The organism is Mycobacterium sp. smrl_JER01, assembly GCF_048513595.2.
GTDB lineage: Bacteria > Actinomycetota > Actinomycetes > Mycobacteriales > Mycobacteriaceae > Mycobacterium.
In genome coordinates this window covers 93,689-112,039 of sequence record NZ_JBLXXK020000002.1, presented here as the reverse complement: position 1 = coordinate 112,039, position 18,351 = coordinate 93,689, and the positions used below count along the sequence as shown (strand labels likewise).

Genomic DNA, 18,351 nt, shown 5'->3' with positions numbered 1-18,351 from the left:
TCCTTCTTAAGTCTCGGTCGGCCGCACGCGACGTCGCTGACCGGCCACCGGTTCGGAGACCTCGGGCTCGTCAGCGACCAGTGGCTCGTCGGGAAACCAGTCTTTATTGCGGGCAGCTTCCTTGTCGCCTTCCCCGCCACGGTTGTGCGGCATCATGCCCATCGGCATCATCCCGCTACCGCCGAATCCTCCCGGCCGAGCACCAGCACCGGTCGATGGCGCGGTAGTCGATGACGCGGCCGGCGGCGGGGCAGCGGCCGGCGCTTGCTCGGGCAGACTGGCCGGCATCGTGCGGCCACCTCCTCCAGCACCACCGCCGCCACCGCCCAAACCTGACCCGCCACCGCCAGACCCCAAGGCACTCAATGGGTTGCGCCCGGAGCTGCCCAGGCCCGAACCGCCGGTCGGCGATCCGCCTCCACCGAGAACATTGCCCAGCTGGCTGGCGGCCTGACTGGCCTGCTGGCCCATCTGCTGCACCGATTCACCGGCCTTACCCATCATCTGGCCACCGGCATTGGCCACCATCGACGGGATCTGCATCAACGTCGACATCACCGACTGCATCCCCTGGCCAGTCGATTCGCCAAGCCCCTGCGCAGCATCACCAGACTGCAGCTCATCAGCTGCGGCAGGATCATCGATACTGCCGATCTCGCCCGCCGGCTTGTCCGGCAAACGCGGGTCCCCGTCACCGCTGATGCGCGGTGAGTCGCCGGGCTTGTTCACCTGATCGTTGACCCCGCCCGCACCTTCGCCGTAGCGGTTGATCGTCGACGCCGAGACCTCTCTGGCCTCTTCAATCGCACGTTCATGCTCGGCAGCCTCCGCGGCACCACGGGGATCACCGGCGGCCGCCCTCGTCGATGCCGCCAGCAACAGCTTGTACCGCTGCCGAACGTCCTCGGCCCGAGGATGCTCAGCTACCGCAGACCGCCAATAGGACCCCACCTGACGCGCCGCCATTGCCTGCGCACCCGCCGAGGTCGCGCCTTCGTTCATCCATTGACCAAAGCTCTGAAGCCGCGCCGACAGCAGCGAGGCCGCCTCACTGTCCCACGAGCCGGGTAGCCCAGTTGCCAACGCCTGCAAAGCGGCAGCCGCCGAACTCAATTCCGCAGCCGCAGAATCCCACGCCGCTGCGTGAGCTTCCATTCCAGCTTCACCGGCACCACCGCGCAACGCGTCGTCGACAGTCGCAGGCTCTGCGGGGATCTGCGCAACCGCAGAAGACGTATCAGGCATGTCAGGGATTGAAACTGCGGGCGGCGCAGGGATATTCAGCGCCGAGAGCGCCGCCTGCACAGCACCGCCTACCGAGCCAGCCCCTACCGACCCTCCCGAAATGCCCTGTGCGCCCGCCGCGTCACCATCGACATAGCGCTGCAGCGCCGCAGCGACTGCCTGCGAGCCCTCAGTGATCCGAGCGATACCCCCGGCAAGATCAGCGCTGAGCCGCCCCGCACTCGCTGCCACTTGTCCGGCCGCGGCCACTGATACGGGATCCGCCCCGGGCGCGGCGGGCGGGGTGATCGCAGCAGGCGCCGCCAGCGCGGCCGCTGCCGAGCTCAACGCCGCACTGATACGCGGCCCAACCTCGGCAGGATCAACCCGAATTCCAGCCACCTACAGGCCACCGCCTGCAGCAGAGATCGACTGTGCGCCATCAGCATCGCCGCCTTCGTAGCGCCCCGCCGCGGCCATCAGATTCTGGGCCATACCAGCCCGCCGCGCGCCAGTCTGCTCGGCGTAGCCCGACACCCTGCCGAAGTACTCGCGCAGGGACGCCCCCACGGGAGCCGCGATGGCGCCATGACATCGGATGATCTCGTCTTCGACACCGTCGATCCACGCAGAGACCTGGCGCCGGTACTCGTCGTAGCTCGCGGCACATTCGTCGTTGTCAACGGCGGAGGTCCGCAACGACGCCGGGTCAACGGAAACAGGTGCTGAACTCATGCGGTAATGATCTTGCAGCGAACAGGTGTTTTCAACAGGCGCACCCCCGACCATCGTGTCCGCGGTTAGTACTGCCATGTTTACACCCCCCTTTGACGCCAATCTATACCCGTGAACTATTACGCTAGCATGTACCTGTATGTGGTGCCATCGTCCAAACTCTGCAACCATGGCCCACACCGCCACACCCACACCACTGGCACCACAATGAGCCGACGCGTCATGCGAGGCTTTGACCCCGAGGATTTCACCCGAGCCCGCATCTCCGCCGGTCTAAGCCGCCAGGATCTCGCCCGCCTATCCCGTACCGGCCGCGCCACCATCGACAACTGGGAAAACGGCAAAGCCACACCCCAGATCGACGCGCTTGTCCGCGTCGCCGCAGTCCTCAACCTCACCCCCGAGTCCTTCATCAAGATCCCCCCCGACCGGCGCTACCCCGGCGACTGGCGCGTCATCCGCGGACTCACCCAGCCACAACTGGCCGCTGCGACCGCACTGAGCACCACCACCATCGGCGCCATTGAGCGCGGCGAAGTCGCCCTCACTGACTCCAACGCTGCAACCATCGCCGCCATCCTCGATCTCACCCCCGCCGCCTACCGCGCCGCCTACGAACGCGCCCGCACACGCCCCCCAGGAACACCCGCATAACTTCCCGAGCACCCGCTTCTCGAAGTTCCCAACATCGCGATACCTTTGACTCATGCATCCCGTTGACGCTGCCCTCCAGCAGGCGCGCCAGCTACTGGGCAACCTCACCCCGCCCGAGCTGACCCCACCAGCCTATGGCGGGCAGGTCAGCACACCTACCGACTGGACCGGCACAGCCGCCGAGCGCGCTGGCACCGTCCACACCGAACTCGACACCAACCGAGAAGACCTGCGTGCTACCCACAAGAGAGCCGCCACCGCAGTCGCCTCCGCTAACCGACTCTCCGAAGAAGCCCGCACCGGCCTCACCGCGGTCGAGACCTCATGGCAGCAAGACAAGGCCATCCTCGGCCCACTGGCCGACACCCCCACCGGACAGGCGGCGCTGCTCCAGGCAGGACAGCTGCGCATCACCGAAGCAGCCCAGCTCATAGAGCAGACCGCCACCCAGTACGCGACCATCGCCGAACAGCTCGCCGCCTCCTCGGCCGAGCTCCCCCACAGCGTCGAGAACCCAACCGCAACCCAGGCCGTCGACTTCAAGACCGACAAACCCGACACCGAGGGCCCACCCGACAAGCGCAGCATGCCCATCATCACCGAACCTGGCGGCCTCGGCCCACCGGGAACGATTGGCAGCGCCGGCACCCCCAACTGGATCGAGATCGGCCAGGACACCGGCATCTGGCTGCCCGACAACGAACTCGATGGCCTCTACGTCACCGAACCCGGCGGCCTTGGCCCTTCCTCGCCCTACGGCACTCCCGGCTGGGTCGAACTGCTCCCCGACTCGGGCTACTGGCTCCCCAAAGACCAGCTCCCCGACAACGCCATCTACCAGACCCCCGGCAGCCTCGGCCCACCCGGCACCATGGGCTCAGCCACAACGCCCGACTGGGTCGAATGGATCCCAGGATCGGGAATCTGGCTTCCCGACGACAAACTCCGCAGCCCCTAACACGCCGACGCAGCGAGTCCGAAACATCATTCAGCCGACGAGCTTCTTCCACGGCGGAGTGCCCGGCAAGCAGCCCGGGGACCGCATCGTCCCCGCCGCGCACCTCGGCCTCGACTACTCGACTGCTTACTCCTGGGCACCAGGGGCGCAACCCCAAGTTCCCCGCTACCGCCCAGACCTCGTGTACTTCACCACTCATCTCGGCGTCGCGCGCGGGTACGCCGCCCGCTACATGAACAGCCAGCGCGAACCCGAACCGGGTGACGTCTACCGCGTCGTTGTGCCCGGCCCCGTAGAACCCGATCCCGACTTCGATCATCCCAAAACCAGGGAAATCTACGCAGCCAGCCCGACACCAGTGACCGTCGAGGCAGTCGTGCAACGCGGCGTCGCACTCACGCTGCGCCAACAGAACCAAGCCGCGTGGCCCTACCGGATGTACTACGCCAACTTCGAAGAAATCCACGACCAGGACGGCACCGTACTTGCCTCCACCGAAATGCGCCTGCACGGCGCGACCGACGAGTACCTCCGGCTCCTCCCCAAGTGGATGGACGCCAGCGAATTCGGCAACGGCGGCAGACTCTGGTCGCCAGGCCGCCCTGGCGGCTCCTGGGCAACGCCCGATGAGGTTCTCGACATTGTGGATCACCTCGCCCTCGACACCGGCCTACACCTCATCAGCGGCAACAACATCAGGGCCGCACGGTTCGTCGAACGCGGATCCCGCACTCCCATCCTGTTCGGCACTCTCCAATGCCGCGAATGCAGCGCACAGTTCGCCGACCCCACAGGCCGACTGAGCCGACAACACCTCCTCGACGCTGCAGTGCACCAGGCGGGCCCCGACCTCCGCCTGATCGCCCAATTCAACGGCGGACTGGACGGATACCTGCATGCTCTACGCCGGCGCCACCCGACCCGCTGGACCTGGGCCGCGACACCCACCACGTGATGCACCCTGCATCACGTGCCCCGGCGACCACACCACCAACAGTAGTCCTGAGCTACCCAATTGATACCTAATCAGGGTATCTTTAAGAGCATGTCCGGGATGCGTGACGCCGAACTCGCGCTGGCCGTGGAAGCGGCCGGCCAGTGGGGCATGTTCACCGCAGCCCAGGCCACCCGCCTCGGCATGACCCGAAAACGCATCACCCAGCTCTGCGCCGCCGACCGCATCCACCACACCGACACCCGCGCGGTCTACCGCTTCGCCGGCACACCCACCGACATCACTCTCGACGCCGTCCGAGCTACCTGGCTAGCCCTCGAACCCTCCCACTTCGCCGGCGAACGACTCGACGCGCTACGCGCCGGCACACCAGGCCCACTGGCATCCCACCTCACCGCGGCCCACTACCTCTATGAACTGGGAACACTGCAGCCCGACCACCTCGACTACACCGTGCCCACACCCCGGCGCACCAACAACCCCTGGATCCGATTTCACGTCCCCCGACAGTGGCCACCCTGGCGACTCGTCGCCGGCATCCCCACCACCACCATCGCCCAGACCATCGCCGACCTCTACGCCGACGGCATCGACGCCGGCCACCTCGGCGACATCCTGCGCGACACGCTCACCCGAGCCCTCACCAACATCACCGACCTCACCGACGCCCTCGACCCACTCACCAACGGCGCCGGCCGAGACACCATCGAACACGCCCTCACCGTCGTAGGCGCTCCCGCCCACCTCATCGCCGCCAACGAACTCCTCTTCACCGGCCGATGACCTGGGCCCACGAATACCGCACCAAGCAAGCATTCTGGGTCGCGCTACGCACCCGCGCCACCCGCCACGCACGCACCACCCAACCACCACAACCCTCACACGAACTGTTGCGCCAGTTCGTCATTCAACGATTCATGGCACGCGTATTCAACGCCAACGAGCCACCCTGGGTAGTCGCCGGCGGCATCGGAATGCTCATCCGTGTCCCCGGAGCCCGCGCGACCCGAGACCTCGACCTCACCGCCACCGAGCCAGGGCGCAGCGACCGCCACCAGGTCCTCGACGACATCGCCACCCACACCGGCCTCAGCGACCTCGACCCGTTCGACTACACCGTCGACACTGCTGAGCCGTTCACCGGCGTCATGAACGGCACCAAACTGCGCATCACCGCCACCATCGGCGCCGACCGCGCCGCGGTCTTCGCCGTGGACGTCGCCTCCGACACCATCCCCATCAGCGACATCGAGCGCCGCCAACCCAATCCGATAGTCCCCGACGTCAAAGGCATGTCACCCCTACCAGCTGTCCCGCTCTACCCACTGGCAAGCCAACTCGCCGACAAGATCATCGGCGTCATGTACCGCGACACGACAGGACGATCCACCAACCGCTACCGCGACCTCGTCGATCTCACCCTCTACGCCGGCGCCGTCGACATCAACGGTGACGACCTGCGCACCGCCCTGGATCGCCGCGCACAAACCCGAACCCAACCGCCCCCCAACACCATCGACATACCCCCCAACTGGTCCAACGGCTACACCCGCATCGCCACCACCACCTCACTGCCCGAACCCCTACGCCACCTCGACAACGCCGCCGATACCGTCAGCGCCTGGCTCAACCCACTACTGTCCGGGGAACTCAACACCGGCTACACGTGGGACCACCACGCCGGCGCATGGCGCCCACCAGACCGCGGGCCCACAGTGCCAGGACAGGTTTGGGTACGCCCTCACACCAGAGACGGCCGCCCCATCACCGACCACTACCGCCGCCGCCCCCAACGCTGACCCCAACCTGTCGGCACCCGAGAGCACAATCACAGCCGTGAGCGAAAACCATTTCACCCGCCAGCCCCGCAAACACACCGACGCCACCATCGCCGACTTCGCGATCCTCGTCCGCCTCCCCGGAAACCCTTCAGCGATCAAGGTTTTCACCGAAGCAGAGCGCCCCGAAGCAGCCGCCTACGCCGCCGCGACCGGCGGCACCATCGAGCCTCTACCGCAGACATAACCGCGCCGATCAGCTCCTCTTGAGAACCCACCGCCGTGCCCGCATAGTCGCATCAACGTCTCATCAACTGGCAGCGAGGAACGGCGACGATGATCGAGCAACTCGTCCACGACATCGAACCCGGTGACTACCTACCCGAATTCGGCGCCACCGTCACAGCCATAGACATCGTCATCGACCACCCGGGGTGCGAGAACGCCTCCATCACATTGTCCGACGGCAGGACGATGCAGCTCGCGGGACTAGACGACATCACCGTCGCGCCCGCACCCGACTAGCAGCGGCTTCCGGCCACGGCTTTGCCACCACGCTCGCCCTTAAAGCCCATGCCACATCACACTTCCCGAGCTGCCGGGACTGTCGCGGTAACGGTGTAAACGGCCTGATCGGCCCCGGTGTGTCGGGGCCGGAAAGGTCGCGTGATGACCGAAACTGTCGTGGCTGTGGAGCCATCGCAGAATCCCGATGATGAGGCCGCCGTGGCGGCCATTGATGTCCCGGATAGCCGTGAGGTCGACGAGCTCGAGGTTGCCCGGGAGTTGGTACGCCAGGCCCGCGAGGCCGGCGTATCGCTGACCGGTCCGGGCGGGTTGCTCAAGGCGATGACCAAGACGGTCATCGAGACCGCTCTGGACGAGGAACTGTCCGAGCACCTGGGCTATGACCGTCACGATCCGGCTGGGTATGGCTCGGGCAACTCCCGCAACGGAACCCGGGCCAAGACCGTACTGACCGATGCGTGCGGGCAGATCGAGATCGAGGTGCCGCGCGACCGCGCCGGCAGCTTCGAACCCCAGATCGTCCAGAAGCGCCAACGTCGCCTGACCGATGTCGACGAGGTGGTGTTGTCGCTGTATGCCCGCGGGCTGACCACCGGCGAGATCAGCGCCCATTTCGCCGACATCTACGGCGCGTCGGTGTCCAAGGACACGATCAGTCGGATCACCGACCGCGTGGTCGAGGAGATGACCGTGTGGCACACCCGCCCGCTGGAACGCGTGTACGCCGCGGTGTTCATCGACGCCCTGCACGTCAAGATCCGCGACGGCCAGGTCGGCCCCAGGCCCATCTACGCCGCGATCGGGGTGGACCTGGCCGGGCATCGTGACGTGCTGGGCATGTGGGCCGGCGAGGGCGATGGCGAGTCAGCCAAATACTGGCTGGCGGTACTCACCGAGCTGAAGAACCGCGGGGTGGCCGACATCTTCTTCCTGGTCTGCGACGGGCTCAAAGGCTTACCGCAGTCGGTGGGCGCGGTGTTCCCCGACACTGTGGTCCAGACGTGTGTCATCCATTTGATCCGTGGGACGTTCCGCTATGCCGGGCGCCAGCACCGCGACGCCATTGCCAAGGCGTTGCGGCCGATCTACACCGCGGTCAACGCTGAGGCTGCAGCGGCAGCGCTGGACGCATTCGAGGCCGAGTGGGGTAACCGCTACCCGGCGGCGATTCGATTGTGGCGCAACGCGTGGAGTGAGTTCATTCCGTTCCTGGACTACGACACCGAGATAAGGAAGGTGATCTGTTCGACCAATGCTATTGAATCGTTGAACGCCCGCTACCGCCGCGCCGTGCGGGCCCGCGGTCATTTTCCGACCGAGCAGGCGGCGCTGAAGTGCCTATACTTGGTCACCCGGTCGCTGGACCCGACCGGGACCGGACAGAAGCGATGGACCATACGCTGGAAACCAGCCCTGAACGCCTTCGCGATCACCTTCGCCGACCGCATGCCGGGCAGCGAAACCACCTAACCGAAGATGCCGCTTACACCGTTAATCTGACGGACCCGAGCTGCCTCCAGAATCCGACAAGACTGCGCGACGAGCATCGAAAATCGGGCGTGATCTCCAAGGTGCGGAATGACTCCTACCGGCTTCAAATTCTCCCGACGTTGGCTACACGTAGCGCGATAGCCCGCCCGCGCCAGCCAAACGGGGTGGAGCCAGCCGCGATGGGCGGTAGCTGCGATGGTCCGTCCGGGCCGACGATAAGCGCGGACTTGGCGTAGATAAGAGAGACCACTAGCCCGATGAAAAGGGCTGCTGCTAGGGACATTGCAAGGAAGGAGTGGTTCAGGCCGGTCACGATCACGAAGACCAGGCACAGAAACGCACCGAGTAGGCGCACCTCCGCGCCGATGCCCGCCGCCCGCACGTCAGCCGCGACAGCGTGGAGCCGCCACTGGTCGACAAATGACTCCACTGCGGCTCCGTCGAGTGCGTCAAGCGCCTCCGGGCCATCGGTGAGACACCAGCGGTAGTAGTCCTCGGCCGCTTGCAGCTCGGCACCCTTGCGTGTGGGCCTGTCCTTCAGACCATGCGCCGCCAGGAACGCTACGGTCATCTCGGCGTCGCGGCGCAGCCTCACGGCCGCGTTGTACTTGTTCCACGCCCGTGACTTCATACGTTACACCTGCCCCACACGTTCACGAACTCCACGGCGGATTCGCTCGACGACGCCCAATCGATCGAGGGCGCACAGTTGGGGATAGATGCGGTAGCCGGTCTCGGCGTAGCGGCGGGCGCCCAATAGCTCGCAGACGCGGCGAGTCGATACCGGCAGCGGCCACTCACTGCGTAGCGCGGCGAGGATTTGGTCTCGGATGGCCACGGGCCGCGCGGACGGCCTACCCACGAGGGCCTCGCTCGGCAGCGGAGGTCGCGCATTCCGCGAATGGCTCGGTCCGCTGAATCATGCTGCACTCCCCCATCATTGGCGTATCGGGCAGGATCACCTTCGCGGGGTGACCCCGTGGTGAGCTGCGCAAATCTCATGCTAAGGAGTGTTCGGTGCACTATTCCAGAGGAGCTCTCCCGCTCGCCCGGGACCGGACATCACCGTCGCGCCCGCACCCGACTAACAGCGGCTTCCGGCCACAGCTTTTCCACCACGCTCGCCCTTAAAGCCCATGCCACATCACACTTCCCGAGCTGCCTCCAGAATCCGACAAGACTGCGCGACGAGCATCGGAGCTGACTGTGCAATGGCGCGATGAACCGGATGGTCGGCCGGGTACCGGGCGAGGACCTCGCTGAGGCGACCAGCGGGATCCACCGGCGTGCCGTCGGGACCATTGCACAGATCCGCGCAGCTCAAGATAGCGAGATTGGTTTGATCGGGCTCGGGGCAGCCGGCCAGTGCGTCTGACAGTCCTCGTTCGCGGGCTTCGAAGGCGGCGCCGGTGTGATGAGCGACCAGAGCTACAACCTCGGCTGCAACCTGCCCCGTTCCCGACAGTCCAGCCAGGTATGCGGCCCCATCGAGCGGATGGAAACCCGTATTAATCAGGCCCGGGGCGTATCCGATGTCGTGAAGCCACGCGGCGCATACAATCTCATCGGCAGCGCTTGGTGCGAGACGGCTCGCCAGACCCGCAGCAGTCTTCGCCACCGCCACTGTGTGAGACCACCGACGGGGCAGCGCTTCTGCGAGCAGGTCCGAAGCGAGCTGTCGCGCCTCCTCGACACCCATATCTGCATGCATGTCATCTATCCGATCTGCCCACTCCGGACGCTTCCTCTCACTCACGCTGATTCGGCGATCCGCCTTACGTTTCAATAGCACCCGCTGCCGACCTTCTCCGAACTGGCGGTCCGCCTTCCACCTTATGCCTCCGCACCGTCGCATCTCCAAGAACCGGCATCTCGCGGCCGCAGTGCGAGCAGATCCCGCGCGGGTTGGCGTAGCTGCCCGGCGAATCCAGACGTACTACAGACGGCGGAGTACGACTGCCCACGCACCACCTCGACGACGAATCTCCGGGGCTGACGCGCAGCTTCACGCCGTACCGCCCTGGCCCATACGAGTCGTAATCCGTTGGCTCGACACAGTATCCGAGCGCCCGCAACCGCGACTCTGCCGCAGAAGCGTTTCCACCAGAGTTCAGATGCAGGATTACCGACCCGCCCGCCTCGCGCGTCGACCCGATGACCGCATCCGCTACATGGTGGCCGAGCCGCTGCGAGATCGCCTCGACAGCATGGCGCTCTACGTGCCGAGACTGCACCTGCCGTACCGGCCCCACCGTTCTCATGGAGCGGGCTCACCTTCCCTCGGCCGATTGGCACACAGGTTGACGAACTGGCGAACCAGCGCTGCCAGATCGTCGGCCGCGCCTGCTTCGGCGTCACCATCACCTGATGCGGCCGCGTTGGAGAAGCGCCTTTCCGCCTGATCGAGAGCCTTGATATTGCCGTCCAGGGTCGACAGAATGCGTTCAATTCCGTCAGGTGGTTGCACTGTCCCCAGTGGGTGTGGACGTTCGATAGCTGGTGAGTCCATCGCGTCGACCGCCGCGTTCAACTCGGCGTCCGTCGGGTCCCCACAGAAGCGCCAGAACACATCGCGGCATTCAGCGCCACGGCGGATTCGCTCGACGACGCTCAATCGATCGAGGGCGCACAGTTGGGGATAGATGCGGTAGCCGGTCTCGTCGTAGCGACGGGCGCCCAATAGCTCGCAGACGCGGCGAGTCGATACCGGCAGCGGCCATTCAGCGCGTAGCGCGGCGAGGATCTGGTCTCGGATGGCCACGGTCCGCGCAGACGGCCTACCCACGAGGGCCTCTCTCGACGGTCATGACGCAGCACCTGCCAGCGTCGGAGTGGCCGCGGTGGTCGCACCCGCGGCGTTGTCGTGCTCGGTCGCGCTATCGATGTTCATCGCGCGGCGGATCGCCTGGTGCAGCACGTGCGGCGCCTCCTGGGGGAGCATGTGGCCGGCGCGAGGAAGATGCACGTGTCGAGCACCAGGAATTCCGCCAGCGAGGTCGCGCCCGTGTGCTGGCGGTGTCAGCGGGTCTGCACCTCCGCTGATCACGACGGTGCGGGCCCGGATTGATCCCAGGACCGGATACTGGTCGTAATCGCGAAGAGCCGGCAGGAATCCGACCGCAGTGGCCAAGGTGACGGTGCTGAACGCATCCACTGCGAGCGAGGCCAACGTCGCTGCCGGCGGATTGCGTCGCCATCGGCTCAGCGTCACGCACAGGGGGCTGAGCATCGCCTTCATAGCCTGCTCAGGGACGTGCTCTGCCGCACCACGCAGTGCCGCGGTGGCGGGAGTCCCCAACAGCTGGCCCAGGCCGCGGCAGCAGAGCTTTCCAGCTGCGCTAGCCGCCAGTACAAGCCCGGCAGGATCGATGGGCCTGCCGGAAGCGGGACGAGCAAGATAGCCCAGTGCGGTCATCCCACCCATCGAGTGCCCGACCAACGTCGTCGGGCCGACCACATGCGCCGCTTCCAGCACCCGTGCCAAGTCCTCAGCCAGCCGGTCGATGCTGTAGGTGTTCATCGGTGCGTGCTGCGAGCGCCCGTGTCCGCGGTGGTCGTAACTGATGATCCGGATCGCCGGACCGTACCGACGCACAAGGCGGTCGATGTGCACCGACCAGGTCAGCTGCGAAAGACATAATCCATGCAGAAAAACCACAGTGTGCGTTGCGGCGTTGGAGCCGGTGTCACGAACTGCGAGGGCGACACCATCATCTGTTGTGACGGTGAGCTCGCGATTGGTCGGCAATGCTAAACCCGACAAAGGAGATCGCCCATTCGCGAATGGCTCCGTCCGCTGAAACATGCTGCACTCCCCCATCATTGGGCGTATCGAACAGGATCACCGCGCGGGGCGACCCCTTGGCGAGCTGCGCAAATCTCATGCTAAGGAGTGTTCGGAGCACAATTCCAGAGGAGCTCTCCCACTCGCCCGAGACCGGGGCCCTTGGTGGCCCGCAGCCGATCGACGTCGAGCGACGCCAACGGCAGCCCCTGCTGGTGGCCAGTGTGCATGTCGGGGGCGAGGTCGCGCAGTTGCGTGGGGTGGTGCGGGAGCTGCTGTTGCCCAACCAGCGGTCTATTCACATGAAGAACGAGCGGGATAGCCGGAAACGGCAGATCGCCGCGGCTCTAGTGGCTGCCGGGGTGCAGGCGAGGGTGTATCGGGCTGGGCAGGGTTGTCGTGGATCCCGGCTCTGCACGGGCGAGGCCACCGCCAGGCGGTGCCGTCCCGCCTGGTCCAGCACCGGGTTCGGAGCCACCGAGGTCTGCTCATCAGCCACCACCACCGTGGGCCGGGTAAACAAGCCGTCGAGCCCCAACCACGCCCGCGCCACCACAATGCGCGGCTGCTCCCCAATGGCCTTCGCATACGCCGCCAACACTCGCGACCTCGGCCCCGACATGCACACTGGCCACCAGCAGATAATCACGGCGCTTGCTCTCTTGACGTCCTCCCCACGGCTGAAGCCGGGGGATTCCAACCCGGTTCATGCTGCGGGTGCAGCAGTGGTGGGTTGGCGCAGTAATTCCTCGCGGTTTCCTGCTGGTTCCTGGTTCAGCGACCGCGCTCGGCCCGCGGGCCTCGGTTGGTCTTCACAGGCGGTGACCGCACGCCCTGCGGCCAGAACGTTCTTGGCGGCATTCACATCCGCGTGCTCGGTATGCGGGCAGTGGGTGCACCGGAATACCGCTTGGCTCTCACGGGATTTCGGGTCCACATGCCCACACGCTGAGCAGCGTTGCGACGTGTAGGCCGCCGGCACCTTCACGACGTTGGTCCCGGTGTAGCGGGCCGCCGAGGACAGGACCAACGCGAACTGATGCCACCCCTTGGACAGGATGGCGCGGTTGAGCCCGGACTTGGCAGCCACGTTGCGCCCGGGTTGGTCGATGGTTCCTTTCGCTGATTTCGTCATCTGTTTGGTCTTGAGGTCTTCGAGGACGACCACAGCGTTGGCGGCCGCGATCTGGTGGGCGGTCTGAGCGGCGAAGTCCAGGCGCCGCCGGCGCTCGCGGGCCCGCACCGCCGCTAACGCGGCGCGGGTCTTGTCGCGGTTGGTCGAGCGTTTCGCACACCGCGACAGCTTGCGCTGCAACGCCACCGCCCGGCGGCGCTCCCCAACGGTCACGAACGCCTGGTCGATCAGGGCACCATCGCTGGTCGCGATCGCCGCCGCGACACCGCGGTCCACCCCCACCGCGCTGCCCGGTGACGCGTGGGCCTCGGGGGTCTGGCGACCGTCGTCGACAAGCACCGAGACGAACCAATGCCGGCCCTCTCGTGCGAGGGTGGCCGAACGGATAGTCTCACCGTCGAGGCTGCGACTGGCGCGGAACTTCACCCAGCCCAGCTTGGGTAACTTGATCCGGGAGTGGCGGCGGTTGAGCTTCTCCACGGCCATCTTGTTGCCCTCGGGGAACCGGAACGACGGCGCCCACCGACGCCCCGATCGCCACCGCACCTTCCACGTGCCATGCTCACGGCACGCCCGGTCCAGATCCATCAACGTCTGCTGCAAGCAATGCCCGGGAACATCTTTCAACCAGAGATGCTCGGTCTTGGCTTCGGCCAGCTCCTTGGCCTGGGGCTGGTAGTTCATCCACGCCCCACGGCGGCGATACTCCCGGCGCTGCTCCAACCCGGTGTTCCACACCGCCCGGCACGCCGCGCCGATCCGCTCAGCGTAGTCGGCTTGTTCGTCGGTGAACTCGACCCGAAACCGCCGCCCCGTCAACACAACTCAACGATCCTTCTGCGACTCGACGTAGCGTTTGATCACCGACAACGGCGCCCCGCCCACCGTGGCCACGAAGTACGAATTCGTCCACAACGACGGCAACCGCGATTTCAGCCATGGGAATTCCTCGCGTAGCACCCGCGACGAGCGGCCCTTGATGGCCTTCACCAGTTTGTGCACCCCAAACTGCGGGTCCACTTCCACCAACAAATGAACGTGATCAGGCATGGTCTCCATCTCGATCAACCACGCCCCCTTCTCGGTGATCACCTCGGCGATGATCTCCTTCAAGCGGACTTCCATCCGGCCACCGATCACCTTCCGGCGGTACTTCGGGCACCACACCACGTGATATGCGCACTGGAACGCGATATTCGCATTCGTCCGCAACGTAACACCCACAAACCGACAAAATTTGACAGGCTGCACCTACCTAATGCGTCGACACGCCAGAACACACATGCCAGTGGCCACTCAAAGAGCAAACTTGACGCGCTCACCCCCAGGGTTGAAACCCGGGGTCCGCCGCGCTACCCACCTTCGATCGCGTGGTGTTGGGCCAAGGGCGGACACTGGCGGCAGATGATCGCTTCGGCGGTGACCGAGGTCCGGGAGGTCTAAGCACGTTGTGGTCCCCGTGAAATATGCAAAGCCCGAGCGCCACAGTCGTCCGGCTGGGTCTCGGGCTCTCTGAACCGTCCCGGGTTTCATGCACCCTCAGGTTTCTGTGATCCGGCCGGTCTACCGGTCACGAGTTGGGAATAGTAGCGGGCTTCGGCTTCGGCCGGCGGAATGCGTCCGAGGCGGTGCATCAGGCGCTGCTGGTTGTACCAGGCGACGTAGTCGGCGGTGATGTATTCGACGTCGCCCACGGTGTTCAGTGGGCCGCGGCGAAACGGGGAATCCGCCCGGACACATTCGTTCTTGTACAGGCCGATGGTCGTCTCAGCCAGCGCGTTGTCGAAGGCATCCCCAACACTGCCCACAGACGGGCGAATTCCCGAAAGGCTCAGTGTCTCACCGAATCTCACACTCGTGTACTGCGAGCCGGCGTCGCTGTGATGGATTGCGCCGTCGACGGGATGGCCTTGGCGGGCACGCAGTGCAGCGGCCTGACGCAGCGCGGATTCGACGAAGCGGGTGTGCTTGGACGCCGAGGCTTCCCAGCCCACGATCGACCCGGCGTAGACGTCGATGACGAACGCGACGTAGACGAACACGCCGGTGACGAGCTTGACGTAGGTGAAGTCGGCCACGAGCAGCACGTTGGGTGCGGCCACCCCGAACTGGCGGTCCACCAGGTCCGGCGGTCGCACCGCCTCCGGGTCGGGGATCGTGGTGCGGACCCTCTTCTGGCGGCGCACGCCTTGCCAGCCGTTCTTGCGCATCAGGCGTTCCACGGTGGACTTGGCCACCGGGATGCCCTCACGCTGCAGATGGGCCCACATCTTCAGCGACCCGTACAGCGACTCGGGCCTGCGGCGTCCGTGCTCATCAGGCTCGTAGTAGCCGGCTAGGATCTCGGTGATCGTGGCGTCCCACAGGGCCCGTTTCGAGGGCGCCCGCACCGCCCAGGCATGAAATGTCCGCGGGGCGATCGGCACGGCGTGCTCGGTGAGCACGCGGCAGATCGGAGCGACCCCGAAACGGTCCCGGTGGGCGGCGATGAACTCGCAGACCGTAGCGGTCAGCGGCGGTTGCGCGAGTCGCTCTCCCGCACGAAGAAAGACGTTGCCGCCTTGAGGATTTCGATAGTCTGCTCCAGCTCGGCGTTACGCCGTTTCAACGCCCGGATCTCCGCAGCCGCCTCCGAAGAGACCCCGTCTCGATCACCGTCATCGACCTGTTGCTGGCGAATCCAATTACGCAGCGTCTCGGCGTTCATCCCCAACCGTTTGGACACCGCGGTAATCGCCGCCCACTCGCTCGGATAGTCCTCCCGGTGCTCGCGCACCAGACGGACCGCCTTCGCTCGGGTCTCCGGGTCGTACTTGCTCGGCATGACATGCACCTTCCCAAGGAAGGAGGTGCGCATCAAACGCGGGATGGTTCACACTTCCTGAACGCTCACCGCGCCAGGCACTATCCAGCATAGCGGCTGGCGCGGTGAGCGTGGTAGTCGATCAGGAGATGGAGCGGTGCGCCATGGTCTCCACGGACTCGGTGATGCTGGTGACGCGCTTGACCAGGTTTTCCAGTTCTTCGCCGATGGTATCGCGGCTACCGTTCTGCTGGCGTATGGCAACGAGGACAGCCTCGTTGATCTGGGCTGCCGCGGTGGTGGCCTGGGCGAGGACACAGAGGGCGTGTGCTGAGGCGTAGGCGATCGCCTCGGCGGGCGGTAGTTGTGCAGGATCGACGCTTTTGAGTGCAGTGCGGGCAGGTTCGAGAGCTTCATTCGTGGTGGTCAATAGGCGGCGATGATAGGAGAGTCCTCCGACATCGACGTCTAGACGTCTCAGCGTTATAACGTTTTGATGTTGCGACGGTCACTGAGTCGGTGCGCCCTCTTCGGTGGAAGCTGCCGTATCCGGCGCGGCCGCTTTCACCGAACTCGATGAGTAGATTCATTGTGTCCTCATCAAGCCGTCCATCGCCGCTTCGTACGGCACGTAGGTCCGGATCTCGCACCCGATGCCGGTTATGTTGTCGCGGAGGATTATTCGCCCTTCGCCACCGTTGCGCGAGACTCGGCGTGCCGCTATGGTCGCAGCTTCTTCGGTTGCGTTGTTCCGTCGATGGGTCACGAGGCGTCGATGGTGTAGCTGTCCATTCGCGTTTCGTCGTCGCTGAAGGTCTTTGTGCCGTCGTCGTGACAGTGCACTTTCCAAGGCCGCTGGCGACTCACTGGCAACCTCCCCTTATGTGCAGGCCCTGTGCGGCCAGCGCGCGGCGGTAGTTGGGCCACCGCAAGAGCTCGTCGCCGCGTGCACGTTGGTCAACTACCCGGCCATGAATGGCCAGGCTTGCAGCTGTTGTTCGTGACTGGCTGTCACGCTTCACGCCGCGCTGGGGGCCGTTGACTGGGCCCAGGTGGTTGCTGCTCGGTGCGCGATGTTGTCGGCGCCGAGGATGTCTGCGTGTTCTGCGGTGTATCCGCAGTCCCGACAGACGAACTGGGCCTGGCTGGTCCGGTTACGTCTGTCGATATGGCCGCAGGCGGTGCAGCGCTGGCTGGTGTAGGCCGGGTCCACTTGGACTATCGGCACACCCGCGCGGGCTGCTTTGTAGCTGAGGAACGCCCCGAGCTGGGCGAACGCCCAGCTGGAGTGGGTGGCGCGTTGGGGCTTGCGGAGCCGTACCCGTTCACGGATGCCGGTCAACTCTTCGACCGCTATCCCGCGTCCGGTGCGTTCAGCCTCGGCCACGATCCTCTTCGAAATCTGGTGGTTCACATCCGCGGCGAACCGTGCCTCCTTGCGGGCCCGTTTGCGCAGCAGCCGTTTCGCCGACTTAGTGTTCTTCGCCTGCAGCTTGTGACGCAGTTCCCGGTTGCGGGTGCGGCGGTCTTTCACACTGCCGCGGCCGGCCGCACCTTCGGGTGCTTCGGAGCCGTAGTTGCTCATCAGTTCGGCGGCGAGGGGCCGGTCGCTGGTGACCGCGATGTTCTCGATCCCCATATCGACCCCGATCCAGCCAGCGGCGGTGTCGAGGTGCTCGCCGGTTCGCACTGCCGGTTCGGGCAGGTCGACGGTCGCGATCAGATACGCCACGAGCGGGCCGCTACCGCGCCGCCGGCGGCGGCGGATCACCAGATCAGTTTCCCCGCTGCGATGCGCGCGTAGCAGGGCGATTTGGCCCGGTTCGCCGACAAACCGCAGGTTTTTCAACCGGCCGTCGACGGTCCAGATCGACACTACCCCACCGGTATCGGTATCGCTGTCATGGGTCCAGGACAGGCAGCGGTCGTCGAACGGCTGCGCCGACAACGCCCCGAGTCGGATCGGATTTGCTTCCACCTTGGCTCGCCGCGCACTGCCCGGCTTGCCGTACCGACCATTACGTACGTTTGCCCTCAACGTGGTGTAGGAGTCGGCGACCTTGCGGATACACGACTGCGCAACCTGGGCGCCCAGTCCGGCGTGCTGGCGGGCCTGGGCATAGGTGATCGCCCGCAGATCCCGGCCGCGAAACACCCCCTCGCGGTGCGCGATCGCCGATACCAGGTTCGCCGTCTGGTTACACGCCATCAGGGTGCGGGCCAGCGCATCCAGCTGGGCGGCGTCCGCCTCCAGCCGAACCTGCACCACCTGCTTCATGCCCGCTACCCTAACCATTTCGGTCCGA

The 18,351-nt window shown here is 65.6% G+C and carries 21 protein-coding genes and 1 pseudogene; 8 read left to right on the top strand and 14 right to left on the bottom strand.

Annotated elements, in window-relative coordinates:
* Positions 1–6: 6 nt before the first annotated feature.
* From ACNUDN_RS28750 to ACNUDN_RS28740, 3 genes and pseudogenes are all read right to left on the bottom strand, one after another.
* A complete protein-coding gene (locus ACNUDN_RS28750) occupies positions 7–1,245 on the bottom strand; it encodes a PPE domain-containing protein (RefSeq protein WP_081437724.1) in 1,239 nt (412 codons plus the stop codon).
* Between the two features lie 126 nt (positions 1,246–1,371).
* Positions 1,372–1,626: pseudogene (locus tag ACNUDN_RS28745) on the bottom strand (PE domain-containing protein); the annotation flags it as partial.
* Positions 1,627–1,959, bottom strand: coding sequence for a type VII secretion target (locus ACNUDN_RS28740; protein WP_041801110.1), 333 nt, complete (start codon positions 1,957–1,959; stop codon positions 1,627–1,629). It lies immediately after the preceding pseudogene.
* Positions 1,960–2,166: 207 nt separating this feature from the next.
* Between ACNUDN_RS28740 and ACNUDN_RS28735 the strand changes: the two genes are divergently transcribed.
* The 8 genes from ACNUDN_RS28735 (at position 2,167) to ACNUDN_RS28700 (ending at position 8,302) form a co-directional block, all read left to right on the top strand.
* Positions 2,167–2,613, top strand: a complete 447-nt coding sequence (locus ACNUDN_RS28735) for a helix-turn-helix domain-containing protein (RefSeq protein WP_041801111.1) — start codon at positions 2,167–2,169, stop codon at positions 2,611–2,613.
* A gap of 52 nt (positions 2,614–2,665) precedes the next feature.
* Positions 2,666–3,571 carry a hypothetical protein gene (locus ACNUDN_RS28730; protein WP_011896202.1) on the top strand — a complete coding sequence of 302 codons (906 nt, stop codon included), beginning with the start codon at positions 2,666–2,668 and terminating at the stop codon, positions 3,569–3,571.
* A gap of 58 nt (positions 3,572–3,629) precedes the next feature.
* Positions 3,630–4,526, top strand: coding sequence for a hypothetical protein (locus tag ACNUDN_RS28725; RefSeq protein ID WP_011896203.1), 897 nt, complete (start codon positions 3,630–3,632; stop codon positions 4,524–4,526).
* 90 nt (positions 4,527–4,616) lie between these two features.
* On the top strand, positions 4,617–5,309 hold the full coding sequence (locus tag ACNUDN_RS28720; protein WP_011896204.1) for a hypothetical protein: 693 nt from the start codon (positions 4,617–4,619) through the stop codon (positions 5,307–5,309).
* Positions 5,306–6,325 carry a nucleotidyl transferase AbiEii/AbiGii toxin family protein gene (locus ACNUDN_RS28715; protein ID WP_011896205.1) on the top strand — a complete coding sequence of 340 codons (1,020 nt, stop codon included), beginning with the start codon at positions 5,306–5,308 and terminating at the stop codon, positions 6,323–6,325. Before ACNUDN_RS28720 ends, ACNUDN_RS28715 begins: the two co-directional genes overlap by 4 nt.
* A 37-nt stretch (positions 6,326–6,362) precedes the next feature.
* Positions 6,363–6,551 (top strand): hypothetical protein, encoded by a 189-nt coding sequence (locus tag ACNUDN_RS28710; RefSeq protein WP_049777510.1) that lies wholly within the window; start codon positions 6,363–6,365, stop codon positions 6,549–6,551.
* 89 nt (positions 6,552–6,640) lie between these two features.
* Positions 6,641–6,829, top strand: a complete 189-nt coding sequence (locus tag ACNUDN_RS28705; RefSeq protein ID WP_041801112.1) for a hypothetical protein — start codon at positions 6,641–6,643, stop codon at positions 6,827–6,829.
* A gap of 165 nt (positions 6,830–6,994) precedes the next feature.
* Positions 6,995–8,302 carry an IS256 family transposase gene (locus ACNUDN_RS28700; RefSeq protein WP_419125386.1) on the top strand — a complete coding sequence of 436 codons (1,308 nt, stop codon included), beginning with the start codon at positions 6,995–6,997 and terminating at the stop codon, positions 8,300–8,302.
* Positions 8,303–8,426: 124 nt separating this feature from the next.
* Here ACNUDN_RS28700 and ACNUDN_RS28695 read toward each other — a convergent pair whose 3' ends face one another.
* From ACNUDN_RS28695 to ACNUDN_RS28645, 11 genes are all read right to left on the bottom strand, one after another.
* Entirely contained in the window at positions 8,427–8,954 is a 528-nt protein-coding gene (locus tag ACNUDN_RS28695) for a hypothetical protein (protein WP_011896206.1), read from the bottom strand.
* A gap of 3 nt (positions 8,955–8,957) precedes the next feature.
* Positions 8,958–9,185, bottom strand: coding sequence for a hypothetical protein (locus tag ACNUDN_RS28690; RefSeq protein ID WP_419125363.1), 228 nt, complete (start codon positions 9,183–9,185; stop codon positions 8,958–8,960).
* Positions 9,186–9,467: 282 nt separating this feature from the next.
* Positions 9,468–10,022 carry an HD domain-containing protein gene (locus tag ACNUDN_RS28685; RefSeq protein ID WP_011896207.1) on the bottom strand — a complete coding sequence of 185 codons (555 nt, stop codon included), beginning with the start codon at positions 10,020–10,022 and terminating at the stop codon, positions 9,468–9,470.
* Between the two features lie 558 nt (positions 10,023–10,580).
* Positions 10,581–11,108, bottom strand: coding sequence for a hypothetical protein (locus ACNUDN_RS28680; protein WP_011896208.1), 528 nt, complete (start codon positions 11,106–11,108; stop codon positions 10,581–10,583).
* An 18-nt stretch (positions 11,109–11,126) separates the two neighbouring features.
* Positions 11,127–12,071 (bottom strand): alpha/beta fold hydrolase, encoded by a 945-nt coding sequence (locus ACNUDN_RS28675; RefSeq protein ID WP_419125364.1) that lies wholly within the window; start codon positions 12,069–12,071, stop codon positions 11,127–11,129.
* 334 nt (positions 12,072–12,405) lie between these two features.
* Positions 12,406–12,705 carry a hypothetical protein gene (locus tag ACNUDN_RS28670; RefSeq protein ID WP_419125365.1) on the bottom strand — a complete coding sequence of 100 codons (300 nt, stop codon included), beginning with the start codon at positions 12,703–12,705 and terminating at the stop codon, positions 12,406–12,408.
* A gap of 108 nt (positions 12,706–12,813) precedes the next feature.
* Entirely contained in the window at positions 12,814–14,064 is a 1,251-nt protein-coding gene (locus ACNUDN_RS28665; RefSeq protein WP_011896210.1) for an RNA-guided endonuclease InsQ/TnpB family protein, read from the bottom strand.
* A 3-nt stretch (positions 14,065–14,067) separates the two neighbouring features.
* On the bottom strand, positions 14,068–14,466 hold the full coding sequence (gene tnpA / locus ACNUDN_RS28660; protein WP_041801115.1) for an IS200/IS605 family transposase: 399 nt from the start codon (positions 14,464–14,466) through the stop codon (positions 14,068–14,070).
* A gap of 305 nt (positions 14,467–14,771) precedes the next feature.
* Positions 14,772–16,066, bottom strand: a protein-coding gene (locus tag ACNUDN_RS28655; protein WP_419122764.1) for an IS3-like element ISMysp3 family transposase whose coding sequence is annotated in 2 segments (ribosomal slippage) — positions 14,772–15,793 and positions 15,793–16,066 — 1,296 coding nt in all. Because the reading frame shifts where the segments join, the coding sequence is not laid out codon by codon here.
* A 121-nt stretch (positions 16,067–16,187) separates the two neighbouring features.
* Entirely contained in the window at positions 16,188–16,475 is a 288-nt protein-coding gene (locus tag ACNUDN_RS28650) for a hypothetical protein (RefSeq protein ID WP_011896212.1), read from the bottom strand.
* Positions 16,476–17,063: 588 nt separating this feature from the next.
* Entirely contained in the window at positions 17,064–18,323 is a 1,260-nt protein-coding gene (locus ACNUDN_RS28645; protein WP_011896213.1) for an RNA-guided endonuclease InsQ/TnpB family protein, read from the bottom strand.
* Positions 18,324–18,351 lie beyond the last annotated feature (28 nt).